18 protein-coding genes are annotated in these 14,837 nt (G+C 72.2%); 5 read left to right on the top strand and 13 right to left on the bottom strand.

Annotated features, from left to right (window positions below; all coding sequences use genetic code 11):
• The first annotated feature begins 4 nt into the window (after positions 1–4).
• Positions 5–337 carry a hypothetical protein gene (locus tag OJ962_RS27175; RefSeq protein WP_202952414.1) on the top strand — a complete coding sequence of 111 codons (333 nt, stop codon included), beginning with the start codon at positions 5–7 and terminating at the stop codon, positions 335–337.
• Here OJ962_RS27175 and OJ962_RS27170 read toward each other — a convergent pair.
• The 10 genes from OJ962_RS27170 to OJ962_RS27125 form a co-directional block, all read right to left on the bottom strand.
• Entirely contained in the window at positions 334–678 is a 345-nt protein-coding gene (locus tag OJ962_RS27170) for a VOC family protein (RefSeq protein ID WP_202952413.1), read from the bottom strand. The genes OJ962_RS27175 and OJ962_RS27170 overlap by 4 nt on opposite strands.
• Positions 675–1,103, bottom strand: coding sequence for a hypothetical protein (locus tag OJ962_RS27165; RefSeq protein WP_238930950.1), 429 nt, complete (start codon positions 1,101–1,103; stop codon positions 675–677). Before OJ962_RS27165 ends, OJ962_RS27170 begins: the two co-directional genes overlap by 4 nt.
• Positions 1,100–4,312, bottom strand: a complete 3,213-nt coding sequence (locus OJ962_RS27160) for a chromosome segregation SMC family protein (RefSeq protein WP_202952412.1) — start codon at positions 4,310–4,312, stop codon at positions 1,100–1,102. Before OJ962_RS27160 ends, OJ962_RS27165 begins: the two co-directional genes overlap by 4 nt.
• Positions 4,312–4,971 (bottom strand): ribonuclease III family protein, encoded by a 660-nt coding sequence (locus OJ962_RS27155; RefSeq protein WP_270006737.1) that lies wholly within the window; start codon positions 4,969–4,971, stop codon positions 4,312–4,314. The genes OJ962_RS27160 and OJ962_RS27155 overlap by 1 nt, the downstream gene beginning before the upstream one ends.
• A gap of 14 nt (positions 4,972–4,985) precedes the next feature.
• On the bottom strand, positions 4,986–5,240 hold the full coding sequence (locus tag OJ962_RS27150; protein WP_202952411.1) for an acyl carrier protein: 255 nt from the start codon (positions 5,238–5,240) through the stop codon (positions 4,986–4,988).
• The gene (gene plsX / locus OJ962_RS27145; RefSeq protein ID WP_202952410.1) at positions 5,237–6,316 is read right to left on the bottom strand and encodes a phosphate acyltransferase PlsX; all 1,080 of its coding nucleotides are present in this window, start codon (positions 6,314–6,316) and stop codon (positions 5,237–5,239) included. The genes OJ962_RS27150 and plsX overlap by 4 nt, the downstream gene beginning before the upstream one ends.
• Entirely contained in the window at positions 6,258–6,461 is a 204-nt protein-coding gene (gene rpmF / locus OJ962_RS27140) for a 50S ribosomal protein L32 (RefSeq protein WP_202952409.1), read from the bottom strand. The genes plsX and rpmF overlap by 59 nt, the downstream gene beginning before the upstream one ends.
• A gap of 101 nt (positions 6,462–6,562) precedes the next feature.
• A complete protein-coding gene (locus OJ962_RS27135; RefSeq protein ID WP_202952408.1) occupies positions 6,563–7,078 on the bottom strand; it encodes a YceD family protein in 516 nt (171 codons plus the stop codon).
• A gap of 5 nt (positions 7,079–7,083) precedes the next feature.
• Positions 7,084–8,694 carry an acyl-CoA synthetase gene (locus OJ962_RS27130; protein ID WP_238930949.1) on the bottom strand — a complete coding sequence of 537 codons (1,611 nt, stop codon included), beginning with the start codon at positions 8,692–8,694 and terminating at the stop codon, positions 7,084–7,086.
• 9 nt (positions 8,695–8,703) lie between these two features.
• On the bottom strand, positions 8,704–9,627 hold the full coding sequence (locus OJ962_RS27125) for a hypothetical protein (protein ID WP_202952407.1): 924 nt from the start codon (positions 9,625–9,627) through the stop codon (positions 8,704–8,706).
• 17 nt (positions 9,628–9,644) lie between these two features.
• Here OJ962_RS27125 and OJ962_RS27120 point away from each other — a divergent pair, with 17 nt between their 5' ends.
• Positions 9,645–9,914 carry an acylphosphatase gene (locus tag OJ962_RS27120; RefSeq protein WP_202952406.1) on the top strand — a complete coding sequence of 90 codons (270 nt, stop codon included), beginning with the start codon at positions 9,645–9,647 and terminating at the stop codon, positions 9,912–9,914.
• A 37-nt stretch (positions 9,915–9,951) separates the two neighbouring features.
• Positions 9,952–11,253 (top strand): hypothetical protein, encoded by a 1,302-nt coding sequence (locus OJ962_RS27115; RefSeq protein WP_202952405.1) that lies wholly within the window; start codon positions 9,952–9,954, stop codon positions 11,251–11,253.
• Between the two features lie 53 nt (positions 11,254–11,306).
• On the opposite strand, the gene OJ962_RS27110 is transcribed toward OJ962_RS27115, so the two are convergent.
• Positions 11,307–12,098 (bottom strand): arylamine N-acetyltransferase family protein, encoded by a 792-nt coding sequence (locus OJ962_RS27110; RefSeq protein ID WP_202952404.1) that lies wholly within the window; start codon positions 12,096–12,098, stop codon positions 11,307–11,309.
• Between the two features lie 27 nt (positions 12,099–12,125).
• Here OJ962_RS27110 and OJ962_RS27105 point away from each other — a divergent pair, with 27 nt between their 5' ends.
• Positions 12,126–12,452: an antibiotic biosynthesis monooxygenase family protein gene (locus OJ962_RS27105; RefSeq protein ID WP_202952403.1), complete on the top strand. Its 327-nt coding sequence runs from the start codon at positions 12,126–12,128 to the stop codon at positions 12,450–12,452.
• Between the two features lie 28 nt (positions 12,453–12,480).
• Positions 12,481–13,722 carry a phytase gene (locus OJ962_RS27100; protein ID WP_202952402.1) on the top strand — a complete coding sequence of 414 codons (1,242 nt, stop codon included), beginning with the start codon at positions 12,481–12,483 and terminating at the stop codon, positions 13,720–13,722.
• Here OJ962_RS27100 and OJ962_RS27095 read toward each other — a convergent pair whose 3' ends face one another.
• Both OJ962_RS27095 and OJ962_RS27090 read right to left on the bottom strand, forming a co-directional pair.
• On the bottom strand, positions 13,723–14,229 hold the full coding sequence (locus OJ962_RS27095; protein ID WP_202952401.1) for a hypothetical protein: 507 nt from the start codon (positions 14,227–14,229) through the stop codon (positions 13,723–13,725). It abuts the gene before it with no gap.
• A complete protein-coding gene (locus OJ962_RS27090; RefSeq protein ID WP_202952400.1) occupies positions 14,193–14,822 on the bottom strand; it encodes a hypothetical protein in 630 nt (209 codons plus the stop codon). Before OJ962_RS27090 ends, OJ962_RS27095 begins: the two co-directional genes overlap by 37 nt.
• Between the last annotated feature and the right edge of the window lie 15 nt (positions 14,823–14,837).

Below are 14,837 nucleotides of genomic sequence, written 5' to 3'. Positions count from 1 at the left end.
GGCAATGTCCGCCTTGGTTGAAGCTCGTGAATCGCTCTCGTACTGGGAGTCTCGCCTCGATCAGCTGCCGCGGACGGCGGTGCGCAAGCGCCGTGAGGCGCGCGAGATGGTCGTGCGCTGGCGCGAGCGCGTGGACGCCGCCGAGCGCGCGGAGTACGGGCCCGGGTTCCTGGGCGCGCTCTTCCTGCTGATGGCCGAGAAGCGCCTGCCGACGCAGGCGTCCCGCCAGATCGTGCGCGTCGGCAAGAGCGCGGCGATCGTGGCCGCCACCGCCGTGGCGACGATGGTCATGCTCACGGTGGTCCTGTTCGACGTGTTGCTCGCGCTGATCTTCTAGGCGTGCTGAACCACGTTGATGACGTGGCCGCCGGGAGCTTTGACGAAGAATCGCCGCACGCCCCAGGGCTCGTCGCGGAGCTCGTAGACGATCTCGAGGCCTTGCTGCTGGGCTCGGGCGTAGATCTCGTCCACGTTGTCGACGCCGATCGAGACGACGGCCTGGTCGAGCCCGTAGGCGTGGCCGATCGAGAGCTGCGCTGACGGGACTTCCGGCACGACGAACGTGGTCATGCCCGGCATTTCCATCCCGACGTCGAGGCCGAGGAAGTCGGTGTAGAACGCGCTCGCGGCCGCCGGGTCCTCCGTGAACAGGTTCGGGACCACGCGGTGGACCGTCATGCGTGCACGCCGATCAGACCGACGCCGCCCGTGATGCCGCTGCAGCCGATGCACGCGACGCAGCCCGTGCAGTTCACGCAGCCGATGCACGCGACGCAGCTCGCGCAGCCGACGTTCCCGAGGCCGGCGACGATGCCCGCACTACCGACGATGCCCGCCGAGAGCGCGACGCCCGCGCTGCCGACGACGGTCGTGGAGCCCGCGACGGCCGCGGAGCCGACGACCGCGGACGAGCCCACCACGGCCGCGCTGCCGACCACGCCGGCCGCCGCGACCACGCCGGTGCTGCCGATCACGCCGACCGAGCTCGCAACGCCCGCGCTGCCGACGACGCCGGTCGAGTTCTCGACGCCCTTGGAGCGGTAGACGCCGCGCGGCTCGAGCACGGCTTGCGCCTGTGCGCCGTTGCCGTTGCCGTGCGTCACGCGGCGACCTCCTCGGCCGGCTTGGGCAGCTTGCGCGAGATCACCTTCGAGACGCCGTTGCCGGCCATGGACACACCGTACAGGGCGTCCGCGGCCTCCATCGTGCGCTTCTGGTGGGTGACCACGATGAACTGCGCCCGGTCGCTGAACCCGCGCAGCACCTGCAGGAAGCGGTCGATGTTGAGGTCGTCGAGCGCGGCCTCGACCTCGTCGAGGATGTAGAACGGCGACGGGCGCGCGAGGAACACCGCGAACAGGAACGCGAGCGAGGTCATCGTCTTCTCGCCGCCGGACAGCAGCGTCAGGCGCTTCGTGGACTTGCCCGCGGGCGTGATCTCGATCTCGACGCCGAGCTTGTCCTCCGGCGTGCTCTCCTCCTCGTCCTCCTCGGGCTCGGGCACCGGCGTCTCGTCGTCGCCGCCGCCGAGCACGGGGCGCGGGCCGGAGTCCTCGCGCACGAGCCGCAGCGCGCCGCGGCCGCCCGGGAACAGGTGACCGACGACCTCCTCGAAGTTCTTGGCCGCCGCGTCGAAGGTCTCCTCGAACGCCTCCTTGATGCGGCGGTCGGTGTCCTTGATGAGCTGCGCGAGCTCGCGCATCGCCGTCTCGAGGTCCTCGCGCTGGGCCTCGAGCTCCTGGACGTGCTCGAGCGCCTCTTTGTACTCCGCCTGCGCGAGCGGGTTGACCGGGCCGAGCTGCTCGCGCCGGCGCTGCAGGCGCTCGATCGTCTTGTCCAGGTGGGCGCGCTCGCCGTCGTCGAGTGGCGTGTCGGACGGCTCCGGTTCCAGGCCGAGCTTGGCGGCGAGCCGCTCGAGCTCGGCGTTGGCGTCTGCGGCGTGGTCGCGGGCGCGCTGGGCCTGCACCTCACCGCGCGTGACGGCCTCGCCGCGCTCGCGCAGCTTCGCGTGCACGCGTGACTCCTCCGCCGCGCACTCCCTGAGCTCCTTCGCCAGCTGCTCGCCCGCGGCCTTGTCGGCGTTGAGCTCGGCCTCGAGCGCTTCGAGCCGGTTGGCGACGGCGGCCTGCACCTGCTTGAGCGCGTTCGCGAACCGCTCCGCGACGGGCTTGAGTTGCCGGTCGCGCTCCAGCCGGCGCTGCTCGTGCTCCAGCCGACGTGCCCGCTCGGCCCGCTCGCGCTCGGCACGCTCCTTCAGGCGACGCTCCGTGGCGATCTGCGACTCGACCTGCGCCTTGCGGTCCGCGCTCGGCCCCTCGTCGGGCGCCGCACGCCGCTGCTGGATGACCCAGCGCGCGTGCCGCTCGGCCTCGGCGGCCTCGTCGCGTTCGCGCGCCGCCGCACGCGCCTCGCGGTCGAGGCCCTCGCGCGCGGCGTCGGCCTCGGCGACCTTGACCTGCGCGGCCTCGACCGCGTTGAGTGCGGCCCGCTCGGCCTTCGCTGCCTCGTCGACCTGGGCGACCAGCGCGTCGCGCCGGTTGCGCTCCTTGAGCACGCGGTCGTGCCCGCCGGGGCTGACCTGGCGCAGCTCGCGCGTGCGCGGCGACCACACGCGCCCGTCCTTGGTGACCGCGATGCCCGCGAAGTCCGGCCGCACGGCCGCCACGTCGTCGACGACCCAGACGTCCTCGAGGATGGCCGCGGCGAGGCGGCGAGAGGGGTCGTCGCCGGAGGCCACGACGTGGGCGCCGAGAGGCTCGGCGCCGTCGGCGGGCGGCGAGGACGCGGCGGCGGGCGCCGTCCCCGCGGCCGGCACGATCAGCGCAGCCGCGCCGTCCTTGCCGCCCTTGGACAGCAGCTTCCCGCCGGCCTCGAGGTCGAGCGCGACGCCCGCGCGCAGGCGCGGGCCCAAAGCGGCGGACAGCGCGAGCTCGTAGCCCGAGGCCGCGGAGAGCGTGTCGGCGAGCGCCTTGGCGCCGCCCGGGGCGCCCGCGTTCGCGCGCAGGAACTGGTTGACCTTGGCCAGCTCGGCGCCGATCCGCGCGGACTCGCGGCGGGCCTTCTCGGCGGCGACGTCGAGCTCGCGGCGGGCGCGGCGGGCGGCCTCTGCGGCGGCCTCGCCCTCGGCGCGGCGGGCCGCGGCCGTCGCGGCGAGCGCGGTCTTCTCCGCCACCACCTGGGTCGCGGCCTCGCGCTTGGCTTCCAGCTCGGCGAGCTCACGCTCGAGCCGCACGCGGTGGTCCTCGGCCAGCGCGGCGAGCTCGGCCTGCAGGCCCGCGATGCGCTCTTCGGCGCCGTCGTCGCCGACGTCGGCCTCGATCTCGGCCTGCAGCGCGGTGATGCCGCCCGACCGGCGCGCCGTGCGCTCTTCGAGTTCACCGATGAGGCGCTGGGCGGCGTCCAGCCGCATCCCGACGCGCTCGCTGGAGGACTTGGCGGAGTAGAACCGCGACGACAACGCCTCACGTTGACTGCCGCGCGAGGACAGCGCCTCCTCGGCCTTGGCGCGGCGCGCGCCGACGGCGGCGAACTCCTCCTCGGCGGCAGCGGCCGCGGCCCGGGCCTCCGCCACGGCGGTCTCTGCCGCGACCAGCCCGGCGCGGGCGCCGCGGGCGTTGTCGCGCGCCAGCGTCCACTTGGCCTCGTCGCTCTGGCGCTCGATGCGCTCGTGCAGCTCGGCGGCCTCGGCCTGGCGCTTGAGGGGCTTGAGCCGCGTGCGGGCCTCGCGCTCGACGTCCAGCGCGCGGTCCAGATTGTCCTGCGTGCGCTCGAGCTTGAGCTGCGCCTTGCGCCGGCGCTTGCGGTGCTTGCCGAGGCCCGCGGCCTCCTCGATCAGCATCCGCCGGTCCTTGGGCTTGGACGTGACGATCTCCGCCACGCGGCCCTGCGAGACGACAGAGTGCATCTCCTTGCCCAGGCCCGTGTCCGAGAGGATCTCGATGACGTCCGTGAGCCGGCACTTGGCCCCGTTGATGCGGTACTCACCGTCGCCGGCCCGGTTCAGCCGCCGGGTGATCGCGATCTCGCCCGCGGGCAGGTCCACCCGGCCCGACGAGTTGTCGAGGATGACCTCGACCTCCGCCTCCGAGCGGGACTTGACCCCGTGCGCACCCGCGAAGATGACGTCCTGCATCGACGCGCCGCGGACGGCCACCGGCGACTGCTCGCCCAAGGCCCACAGCACGGCGTCCGTGATGTTGGACTTGCCGGACCCGTTCGGGCCCACGATCACCGACACGCCCGGCGCGAACGTCAGCCGCGTGCGGTCCGGGAAGGACTTGAAGCCTTTGAGCGTGATCGAGCTGAGGTGCATCAGCCCGGCCCCAGCGACTCCAGCGCCGCCTCGGCCGCGGCCTGCTCGGCGTCCTTCTTCGAGCGCCCGCTCCCCCGCGCCACCTCCTGGCCGTCCACGACCGCGACGACCTCGAACGTCCGCTCGTGCGGCGGCCCCTCCTCGGAGGCGACCTCGTAGACGACGACCGTCCCGCGCCGCGCGAGCTGCTCCTGCAGCGCGCTCTTGAAGTCGGCCGGATGCGCGAGCGCCCGCTCGATCTCGGGCTGGAACGCCTCCACCACCGCGTCGGCCACCTGCTCGTAGCCGAACTGCAGGTAGCAGGCCCCGATCACGGCCTCGATCACCGACGCCAGCACCCGCTCGGTGCGCGCGAGCTGCTCGGTCGCGGGCCCGGCGAACTCCGGCGGCGCCGCGGCCTTCAGGCGCTCCGGGATGCCCAGCCGCTCGGCTACGTCCCGGCACGAACGGCCGCTCACCGCCTGCGCGCGCACCTTGGTCAGGCGGCCGGCGCCGTAGGCGTCGGGCTGCAGCCGCGGATACAGGTGCGTCGTGACCGCCAGGCCGAGCACCGAATCGCCGAGGAACGCCAGCCGCTCATAGGAATCCGAGCGCTTCTCGGTCCAGGACGAGTGCGTCACCGACTGCCGCGCGAGTTCGGCCGGCAACGCCTCGAGCATGTCGTGCAGCTGGTTCAGGTGCCCGACGGTTCGTGGGCCAGAACGAAGTCGATGGCCTGGCGCACGGTGTGGATGCGCGCCGCCTCCTCGTCGGACATCTTCACGCCGTACTGATCCTCGAGCTCCTGCACGAGCGTGTACAGATCCAGCGAGTCGGCCGACAGGTCCTCCCGGAAGTGCGTGTCCTCGGTGATCGCGGACGGATCCTCGAGCTCCAGCTCGTCGGCCAGGTGTTCGCGGATCAGGGAAAGGACTTGCTCTCGGGTCATGACTGGTCCGGCAAGCTACCGACCGCCTCGGACGCCGTCTTGCGCAGCGCGCCCGCCTCGGCCAGGCGCGCGTAGGTGCGTCCGGCCACGTCCTCGCGGACGCCGCGCGCCGCGACCTCGATCGCGCGCGTGAACCCGCGCGCCCTGAACGACCCGTGCGGGACGACGCCGATGTGCCGCAATCCGAGCAGGACCGCGCCGCCCTGCTCCTCCGGGTCGATCTCCGACCGCAACCCGCGCAGAGCGGGACGGAGCAGCATGCCGCCGAGCTTGGAGCGCCAGTTCGACATGGCCGCGGACCGCACCGCGCCCAGCAGCGCGGCCGAGGTCCCCTCCATCACCTTCAGCGCGACGTTGCCGGTGAAGCCGTCGGCGACGATCACGTCCGCCGCGCCCGTCCCGATCGCGAAGCCCTCGACGTTGCCGACGAAGTTCAGCCCCGCCGACCCGGCCAGCGCCTCGTGCGCGGCGACGACGACCTCCGTGCCCTTGGTCGACTCCGTCCCGTTCGCGAGCAGCGCCACGCGCGGCGACGCGACACCGCCGACCGCCTCCATGAACGCCGCCCCCATGTGCGCGAACTGGACGAGCATCTCAGGCCGGACCTCGACGTTCGCGCCTGCGTCGAGCAGCAGGAACGGCTTGCCCGGCACCGGGATCATCAGCGCCAGCGCGGGACGGTGGACGCCGCGCACGCGCTTGAAGCCGAACGTCGCGGCCGCCAGGGCCGCGCCCGTGGACCCGCCGCTGATCACCGCGTCGGCCTCGCCGGAGGACACCGCGGCGACGGCCTGGACGATCGACGCGTCGGGCGTGCGGCGCACGGCCCGGACGGGATCGGCCTCCTTGGCGATCGACACGGGCGCGTCGACGACGGAGACGTGCGAGGGCACCGGCCCGATCTCGGCGGCCGGGCCGTACAGGATCACGCGGACGCCCGAGGCGTCCGCAGCACCGCGCGCGACCTCAGCGGGGCCGAGATCGGCCCCGTTGACATCGACGGCGACGGTGAGGCTTCTAGTGCTCGTGGTCGTGATCGTGCTCGTCGTGCATGTGCACGACTTCGCGACCGCCATAGAACCCGCAATGCGGGCACACGCGGTGCGGGCGGCGAGGCCGGCGGCACTGCGGGCAGTCGTTGACCGAGGGAGCAGTGATCTTGTGCTGCGCCCGGCGCTGCGAGGTGCGCGCGTGCGACTGCTTTTGCTTAGGGACGGCCATTTCGGCGCGACAGGATAGCGGCTCGGGAGTTCCCGCTCCGGACACGTCTCTCGACGCGACCTCGGGGAACTCCCCGTAGCGTCGCCCGCAGGCGATGCGACCTACTCGAATTTGAGCTCGGACAGCTTGGCCCAGCGCGGATCCGGCTCGGCCTCGTGCGCGTGGTCCGGGTCCTCGTTGAGGTTCGCGCCGCACTGCGGGCACAGCCCCGCGCAGTCCGCCCGGCACTTGATCTGGGCCGGAAGCGCGAGCGCGAGCGCGTCGCGCGCCCACGCCTCGACGTCCAGCTCGTCGTCCACATACGGCGACTTGAGCTCCGAGTCCCCGGCTCCCGGCTGGTGGACCTCATAGGAGTCCACGTCGAAGGTCGGCGACGCGGGCTCGAGGCAGCGCATGCACGGACCTTCGAGCTGCGCGCTGAAGCGCAGACGCAACGCCCAACCGTTTCCGGTGGTGCGGGAGACGTCAAGGCGCGCGGGCACCAGCTCCGGGACGACGGCGTAGGTCGAGCCGCCGTAGTCGAACGGCTCGACGTGGACATTGAGGTCCAGACGCCGGCCTTCGCCGGAGGTGAGCCCGAGGCGCGCGAGGTCAAAGGAGTCCGTGCGCTGAGGCATGCCTCTTACATTAGTTCTCGCTTCAACACCTTCCCGGTGGAGGTCCGCGGGAGCTCGTCGACGAACTCGACGTCGCGCGGCTGCTTGTAGCCGGCCAGGTTCTCCTTCACGTACGCGCGGACCTCGTCCGCGGTGATCTCGCCCCGCCGGACGATCACCGCTTTCAGCCGCTGGCCGTACTGCTCGTCGTCCACGCCGAAGACCGCGGCCTCCACGATCGCCTCGTGGCCGTGCAGCAGATCCTCGACCTCGGCCGGGAAGACGTTCTCGCCGCCGCTGACGATCATGTCATCGTCGCGACCGTCGATGAACAGGCGCCCGCGGTCGTCGAAATGGCCGACGTCGCCGGAGGAGAGCAGCCCGTCGATCTCGTCCTTGCTGCCGCCGCCCGTGTAGCCCTCGAACTGGACGTCGTTGCCGACGAAGATCCGGCCCGTCTCGCCCGGTGGCAGGACGTTCCCGTCCTCGTCGTAGATCTTCACCACGGACCCGCGCGGCGGGCGGCCGACGGTGCCGGGCGCGTCGCGCAGGTCGCGCGGCGTCGCGATCGTCGCCCACGCCACCTCGGTCGAGCCGTAGAGGTTGTAGAGGTTCTCGCCGAAGTGGTCCATCCAGCGGCCCGAGATTGCGCCCGGGAGCGCGGAGCCGGACACGGGGACCGCGCGCACGCTGGAGAGGTCGTAGCGGTCGAGCACCTCGTCCGGAAGCTCGAGGATGCGCTGGATCATCACGGGCACCACGACGAGCGCCTGGCAGCGGTGCTGGGCGGTGAGCGAGAGCGTCGCCTCCTCGTCGAACTTGCGCTTGAGCACGACGGTCGACGCCAGGCTGATCCCGAGCGCCCACTGCGCGAAGCCCCACGCGTGGAACAGCGGCGCGGCGAGCATCGTCTTCTCGCGCGCCTTCAGCGGGATCACCGACAGCAGCGCCGCGATCGGGTCGATCGACTTCGGCATCGAGCGTGACGCGCCCTTCGGCGTGCCGGTCGTGCCCGAGGTGAGGATGATCGCGCGGCCCTTCTCGTCCGGCGCCTTCAGCGGCGCGGGGTCGCCGCGGCCGATCACGCCCTCCAGGTGCGGGTGATCGCTGGGCTCGTCGTGCCAGGCGACGTAGCGCTTGCGGCCCTCGGCCGCGTCCGCCAGCACCTCGGCGAACTCCTGGTCGTAGACGATCGCCTTCGGCTGCTCGCGCTCGGCGACGTCGGTCAGCTGCGGGCCGCTGAACGCGGTGTTCATGAACAGCGCGTTGGCGCCGAGCTTCGAGCACGCGACGACGGCGTCGATCCAGCCGCGGTGGTTGCGGCACATGACCGCGACGCCGTCCCCCGGCTTGATGCCGTCGGCCATGAACGCGCGCGCGAGCGCATTCGTGCGTTCGTCGACCTGTTTGAAGGTGAGCGTGCCGAGCTCGTCGATGACCGCGGGCTCGTCCGGGAACTTCTTGGCGGCGCCGATGTAGCCCGCGGCGGGCGTGGTGCCGAAGCGCAGCAGCGCGCTCACGGTGTGCCACAGGTGGTCCGGGCGTTCGGGGTGCACGATCCCCGCTCGGGTGAGCGTTACCAGCGTCTGCAGCTTCGTCGTGGCCTGCGTGGCGAGCTCACTCGGCTTCGGGATCAACGGTCTCTCCTATTTGGACGGCAGCCTCATACCCGCTGGGAGCGTTCCCGTGTCTATGAGCTTGCGAATCTCGGCTGCGCGCTTGGGATTGAGGTAGACGTGGCGCTGGCCGACGGAAGGCTTCTCGGAGAGCAGCCCCGCTTCCAGCAGCGCCTCCCCGACCTCCTGCGCGAGCGCGCGGTCGTTGCCCGCGAAGCCTCGCGCAAGGTGCGCGAACTCGGTGTGATATCCGCCCCACTTCCCCATGCCGTCGAGCCGTTGCAGGATCCGGCGCGCGGCGCGCTTGGCGGGGTCGGGATCCTCGTGCGGGCGCGTGGCGTTGCCGCCGGTGCCCAGGATGGACAGCACCGCGTCCTCGACCTCGTCGTGGGGGCCGGCGGGGCGACCGCCGAGGCGCGCGACGGCCTCGGCGATCTTGAGCGGGTGCTGCGCGCCGATCGGCGCCTTGAGCTCGACGTTCTCGATCACCCCGGGCGGGAGCGCGTGCGCGCGGGCGCGCAGGCGGTCGATGCCGTACGACTGCTCCTCGAACGCGAGGTCGACGAGCTCGGGGTCCAGCTCGCCCGCCTCGAAGCCGAGCACGAGGAAGCCGCCCGGGAGCTCGCCCGCGCGCAGGCGCAGATCGTGCGGGCCGGTGGGCGGGCCGGGCTCGGCGAGCTCGACCAGCGTGCCGACCACGGCTGCGACGAGCAGCCACTCGCGCTCGGGGATCGATTCCGGGTCGGCGCGCAGCGTGGCCGTCGCCGGGGTGGCGGCCAGCAGGCCGTTGGCGAGCCCGATCTCGACCGGCTGCTCGATGCCCGAGCGCGGCTTGGCGAGCTCGTGGCGGCCGCGCTTGAGCGTCTCGGTCAGGACCTCCCTCAGGCGCGCGGAGGCCGAGGGGGGCGCCTTGGCCCCTCCACAGGCGTCGAGCTCGCCTTCGAGGGCTGTCATTTGTCTACCGTACTGGCATGGCCGAACGGCGCCGCGTGGTGGCGCACGGGAACGTGCAGGGCGTCTTCTTCCGGGAGTCGACGCGGCGTGAGGCCGAGCGGCTCGGCGTCGCCGGCTGGGCCGAGAACCTGGGTGACGGGACGGTCGAAGCGGTCTTCGAAGGCCCTGCGGCTGCGGTTGACGCGCTGGTCGAGTTCGTGCGCGGCGGGCCCGGGCACTCGACGGTCGACTCGGTGGACGTGCGCACCGAGGCCGCCGAAGGGCTGCGCGGCTTCTCCACGCGCTAGTTCCGTCGGGACCGGCGCGTAGCGTGGTCGGTTGCTCATGGAGGCCGCCACCCCACTTCGCACCCCGCGCGTCCACGTCCTGATGGGGCGGGTGATCGTCGACAACGTCGTCATCGACGATCCCACGACCGCGGCGTTCCTGGACCGTCGCATCTCCGCGGGCGACGACCCGGTGGCGATCGTCAACGACGCGATCGAGGTCGGCGCGCGGATCCTGGAGCGCGAGCAGGCCGCGGTGGACGCCGAGTTCGTCCGCAACGAGTTCGAGAAGGTCTCACGCGAGGTGGAGACCGCGTTCACGGACAAGGCGCGCGTGGTGGCCGAGTTCTTCGGCACGAAGGTCGACGAGGTCTTCGGCGAGGAGAACGGGCACCTCGCCCGCGAGCTGCAGCGGCTGTTCGGCGAGGGCTCGACGGCGGCCGTGCAGCACCAGCTGCGGGAAGTGATGCGCGACCAGAGCGCGCGCATGCGCGAGGACCTGCTGCGCCAGTTCTCGTCCGCCGACGGCAACAACCCGCTGGCCGATTTCAAGGCCGCTCACCTGCGCACCACGCGCGAGCTGGCCACCCGCCAGGAAGCGCAACTGGAAGCCATGCGCGAGCAGATGGTGGCGTTGAAGCTGGAGCTGGCCGGGCTGCGCTCCGAGCGCGAGAAGGCCGCCGAGGTCGCGGCCGAGCATGCTCGCGGCACGGCCAAGGGCCGCCCCTACGAGGAGGCGCTCGTGGACGCGCTGGACGCGATCGCCCGCGGCCACGGCGACGACTGCGACGCCGTCGGCGACTTCCGCGGCGGCGGCGGTCGCAAGGGCGACGTGGTCGTGGACATCGAGGGCTGCTCCGGCGCCGCGCGCGGCCGCATCGTCTTCGAGGCCAAGCACTCCCGTCGCTCACGCAAGGAGGCGCTGTCCGACCTCGAGGAGGCGATGGCCCAGCGCGCCGCCGACTACGGCGTGTGGGTCGTGCCGTCCGCCGAGCAGCTGCCCGCGCGCGTGGACGGGTTGAAGGAGATCGGCGGCGACAAGATGTTCGTCGTCTACGACCCCGAGGACGGCTCGCGCCTGGCGCTGGAGGTCGCGTACTCGCTGGCCCGGGCGCGCGTGCTGATGGCCAAGGGCGGCGTGGACGGGCTGGACGCGCCGGCGCTGCGCGCGGAGGTCGAGCGGGCGCTGGGCGCGATGGACGAGGTCCGCCGCATCAAGCTCCACCTGACGAACGCGGCCGGCGGCATCGAGCAGGCGCGGGCCGTGCTGGACGCCATGGCCGAGCGGGTGCGCGCGCATCTGGCCCAGATCACCGCTCTGGTCGACTCGGCGGACGAGAACGGCGACGACACCCACTGACCGCGCGGCGGGCGCGAAGGGCCTGACGCTCGGCCAGTGGGCGTGCCAGCCGTTCAGGCGGCTCGCGCGGCCAGGAACGCGTCGTGCTGGGCGACGGCCAGCGCCCACAGCCGCGGGTCGCGCCGCGTGATGCCGAACTCGCCCGAGAGCACGGCCCAGAACTCCGCCTCGTCGAGCACGCGCTTCTCCGCCACGCCGGGCCCGACCGAGGAGAACGTGCGTGCGCGCAGCGTGTCGATGCGGTCCGCGCGCGGACGCTGCACGACGAGCGTCTTGACGAACGAGGACTCCGGGTCGGTCGCGAGCCGGCGGTGGTGGGGCTCGAAGGCGCTCACGGGCGACGGGTCCTCGTCCATGCGGAAGCCCGAGAACGTGGACCACTCGTGCGCGCCGATCCACCACGTGCCGCAGGGCTCGAGCTCGACGGTCCACGCGAACGGGCCGATCGCGTGCGTGCCCGGCTCCAGCGGCAGCGGGTCGACGAAGCCCTCGCCCAGGCCGGCGTCGGCGATCCACAGTGAGCCGTCGATGTCGACGACCAGCGCCATGTGGTTCGTGGGTCCCTCGCCGCCGACCACGGCCTGATGGCGCTCGACCGAGAAGCCGAGCTGCTCGAGCAGCCAGCTGAAGACCGTGTTGACCTCGAAGCAGTAGCCGCCGCGGCCTTCGCTCAGGAAGCGCTCCGCGAGCGCCGCCGACGCCAACGGACCGGTCTCGCCGAGCTGCACGGCGATGTCCTCGTACGGGATCGCGCCGAGGTAGGCGCGGTGCACGTGGACGAGGCCGTCGAGGGTCGGCTCGACGGGGCCGTCAAGGCCGATCCGGTGCAAGAGGGCGTTGAGCATCGCGCCCGGGATGGTAAGCCAGCCCGTATGGCGATTGCACGCATCTGGCGCGGAACGGTCCCGACCGCCCGCGCCGACGAGTACACCGAGTACATGAACCAGACCGGCATCAAGGACATCCGCAACACCGCCGGCAACCTCGGCGTCTTCCTGCTGCGCCGCGAGGAGGGCGAGGAGACGCACTTCCAGACGATCTCGGTGTGGGAGTCCGAGGACGCGATCGAGGCCTTCAGCGGGTCCAAGGACCGCACCGCGCGGCTGGAGCCCAAGGACGAGGAGTTCCTCATCCGCTCGGAGCCGGAAGCCGAGCACAACGTGATCGCCAGCGATCCCAACAACATCTTCACCGGTTGAGCGCGGCGCGGCGCCTAGCGTCGCGCGCATGTCCAAGGTCGCCCTCGCGCTGCTCGCGCTGCTCGCCCTCATCGCCGCACCCGCGGCGCAGGCCCAGGTCAAGGCCACGCTGGAAACCGCGCCGCTGTTCGACGACGAGGCCGGCGGGGACGCCGACGCCGACGACCCCGCCATCTGGGTCCACCCCACCGACCGGCGCGGGACGCTGGTCGTCGGCACCAAGAAGAACGCCGGCCTCGACGTCTACGACCTGCAGGGCCGCACGCTGCAGTCGATCCCGTCGGACCCGGGGCGCTTCAACAACGTCGACGTCGTCACGGGCGTCCGCCTCGACGGCAAGACGCGCGACCTGGTCGTCACGTCCGACCGCGGCCTGGACCAGCTGCGCGTCTTCGCCATCGACCCGGCCAAGGCCCGCAAGGGCCAGCCGCCGCTGACCGACATCACCACGCCGAACGCGCCGCTGGTGTTCAGCGCGACGCCCGAGGAGGTCGAGGTCCAGGCCACCGCCTACGGCCTCGCCGCCTACAACGACCGCGGCGACGGCTTCGTCGCCGTCTCCCGCCGCTCGCGCACCGCGGTCGCGCTCTACAAGCTGATCGCGGCGCCGAACGACACGGTCTCCTACGTCCGCGTCGACGACTTCACGCTGCCGGACACGTTCCGGCTCCCGAACGGCACCCGGTGGACGCCGTGCGAGGACCCGGGCGACGGCCCGCAGGTCGAGGGCATGACGTTCGACCCCCAGCGCGGCCTGCTGTTCGCCGCCCAGGAGGACATCGGCCTGTGGGTGGTCAAGGTCGGCCGCCACGGCTTCACCGGCCAGCCGACGCTCCTGCAGAAGGTCAAGGAGTTCGGCGTCCCGGGCACGTTCGATCCCGAGACCGAGGAGTGCGTCCTGGGTGCCGACCCGGGCTTCGGCGGCCGGCACGTCGCCGCCGACATCGAGGGCCTGACGATCTGGCGGATCCCGTTCGTGCGGGACATCCTGCTCGTCTCCAGCCAGGGCGACAGCCGCTTCGTGGCCTACGGCGACGGCGGCCTCGGCGGCTTCATCGGCGAGTTCACGATCACCGACGGGACCGTGGACGGCGTCGAGCACTCCGACGGCGCGCAGGTCCTCGCGGAGCCGCTCCCCGGGTTCCCGCTCGGCCTGCTCGTCACGCATGACGGCGAGAACCGGCCGGATCCCGAGGAGCGGGCGTCCACGAACTTCAAGTACACGCGCCTGGAGCGCGTCGGCGTCGCGCTCCTGCTGCAGCCCTTCTAGCTAGGAGAGCTCCGGGAACGAGAGGTCGAGCGACAGCAGCGGCGTGCTGGTGCCGAGGATCGGGCCCAGCACCGGACCGAGGATGTCGTTGAGCGCCCCGCCCACCGTCACGTCGAGGTCCTTGACCGTGACGGTGCCGTCGAGCACGTTCAGATCGAGCTCGTCGGTGTCCATGTCGCCGACCTTGACGCGGACGCCGTCGATGTAGGCGTAGAGGCCGGCGTTGGCCCCGAGCACGATCTCGGGGTTGACGAGCTCGACGCGGCTGCCCAGGCCGGGCAGGTCGAGGATCAGGCCGCCGCCGAGCTTGATCGTGCCGGTCTCGCTCGTCACGTCGACGTCGACGGACTCCAGCGGCAGCACCGTGACCTCGCTGTTGCCGTCACCGTCGAGGTCGAGCCCGCCACCCGGTAGCAGCGGCGAGATCGAGCCGCCGCCCGGGAGCCGATCCAGCAGACCCGGGTTGACGGTCAGCGCGCCGCCGGGCGTGTCGCCCCGGCCGGGCACGCCGCTACCGCCGCCCGGAGCCCCCGGGGTGCTCGGCGCGCCCGGCAGCCCGGGGCGACAGGGGTGCCGGAGGACGCGGGCTGGATCAGCCGGACGTCGAGCGTGCCGAACTGGCTGAACCGCTTGAGCGCCTTCTTGCGCAGCGCGCGATTGACGTAGTTGGCGCCCGCCTGCGTGAGCTTGAGCGTGTAGCCCTTGGTCTGCTGCACCTTGCCGCTGTCGGCGGCCGTCGCCCGCGCGCCCGACACGGTGAAGGACTTGATCCGCTCGTTGGAGATCAGCATCGACACGTAGCCGCTCTCGGGCGTGTCGAGCACCAGGCGCGGATTGACGACGGTCGCGGTGCGCTGGCCGCGCTTGAACTTGAAGCCGGTCTTCTGCGTGTAGTACGCGACGTCCCCCTCGCGGGTGCCGAAGTCCTTGACGATCGCGGCGGAAGCCGTGCAGGGGAGCGCAACCCCGCCGAGCAGGGCGGCGGGGACGACGAGCAGGCTCCGGTCAGCGGATGAGAGCTTCGCGACCTGGACGCTCGGCGCGATTGCGGGCGAGCGTCCAAAGTGTCGATGAACCCAACAACGCGAGTGCGCAAGCAAGCTTGCTGTTCGCGT

Origin of the sequence: Solirubrobacter deserti (genome assembly GCF_027587175.1) — a bacterium.
In the GTDB taxonomy this organism is placed as follows: domain Bacteria; phylum Actinomycetota; class Thermoleophilia; order Solirubrobacterales; family Solirubrobacteraceae; genus Solirubrobacter; species Solirubrobacter deserti.
The sequence above is the reverse complement of the archived record's forward strand: the minus strand, read 5'-3'. Positions and strand labels throughout refer to the sequence as shown.

Bases quoted from the DNA above. Each gene is read 5' to 3' on its own strand.
- OJ962_RS27175 (WP_202952414.1), top strand. From the start codon at position 5: ATGTCCGCCTTGGTTGAAGCTCGTGAATCGCTCTCGTACTGGGAGTCT.
- OJ962_RS27170 (WP_202952413.1), bottom strand. From the start codon at position 678: ATGACGGTCCACCGCGTGGTCCCGAACCTGTTCACGGAGGACCCGGCG.
- OJ962_RS27160 (WP_202952412.1), bottom strand. From the start codon at position 4,312: ATGCACCTCAGCTCGATCACGCTCAAAGGCTTCAAGTCCTTCCCGGAC.
- OJ962_RS27155 (WP_270006737.1), bottom strand. From the start codon at position 4,971: ATGCTCGAGGCGTTGCCGGCCGAACTCGCGCGGCAGTCGGTGACGCAC.
- OJ962_RS27150 (WP_202952411.1), bottom strand. From the start codon at position 5,240: ATGACCCGAGAGCAAGTCCTTTCCCTGATCCGCGAACACCTGGCCGAC.
- plsX (WP_202952410.1), bottom strand. From the start codon at position 6,316: ATGGCGGTCGCGAAGTCGTGCACATGCACGACGAGCACGATCACGACC.
- rpmF (WP_202952409.1), bottom strand. From the start codon at position 6,461: ATGGCCGTCCCTAAGCAAAAGCAGTCGCACGCGCGCACCTCGCAGCGC.
- OJ962_RS27135 (WP_202952408.1), bottom strand. From the start codon at position 7,078: ATGCCTCAGCGCACGGACTCCTTTGACCTCGCGCGCCTCGGGCTCACC.
- OJ962_RS27125 (WP_202952407.1), bottom strand. From the start codon at position 9,627: ATGACAGCCCTCGAAGGCGAGCTCGACGCCTGTGGAGGGGCCAAGGCG.
- OJ962_RS27120 (WP_202952406.1), top strand. From the start codon at position 9,645: ATGGCCGAACGGCGCCGCGTGGTGGCGCACGGGAACGTGCAGGGCGTC.
- OJ962_RS27115 (WP_202952405.1), top strand. From the start codon at position 9,952: ATGGAGGCCGCCACCCCACTTCGCACCCCGCGCGTCCACGTCCTGATG.
- OJ962_RS27110 (WP_202952404.1), bottom strand. From the start codon at position 12,098: ATGCTCAACGCCCTCTTGCACCGGATCGGCCTTGACGGCCCCGTCGAG.
- OJ962_RS27105 (WP_202952403.1), top strand. From the start codon at position 12,126: ATGGCGATTGCACGCATCTGGCGCGGAACGGTCCCGACCGCCCGCGCC.
- OJ962_RS27100 (WP_202952402.1), top strand. From the start codon at position 12,481: ATGTCCAAGGTCGCCCTCGCGCTGCTCGCGCTGCTCGCCCTCATCGCC.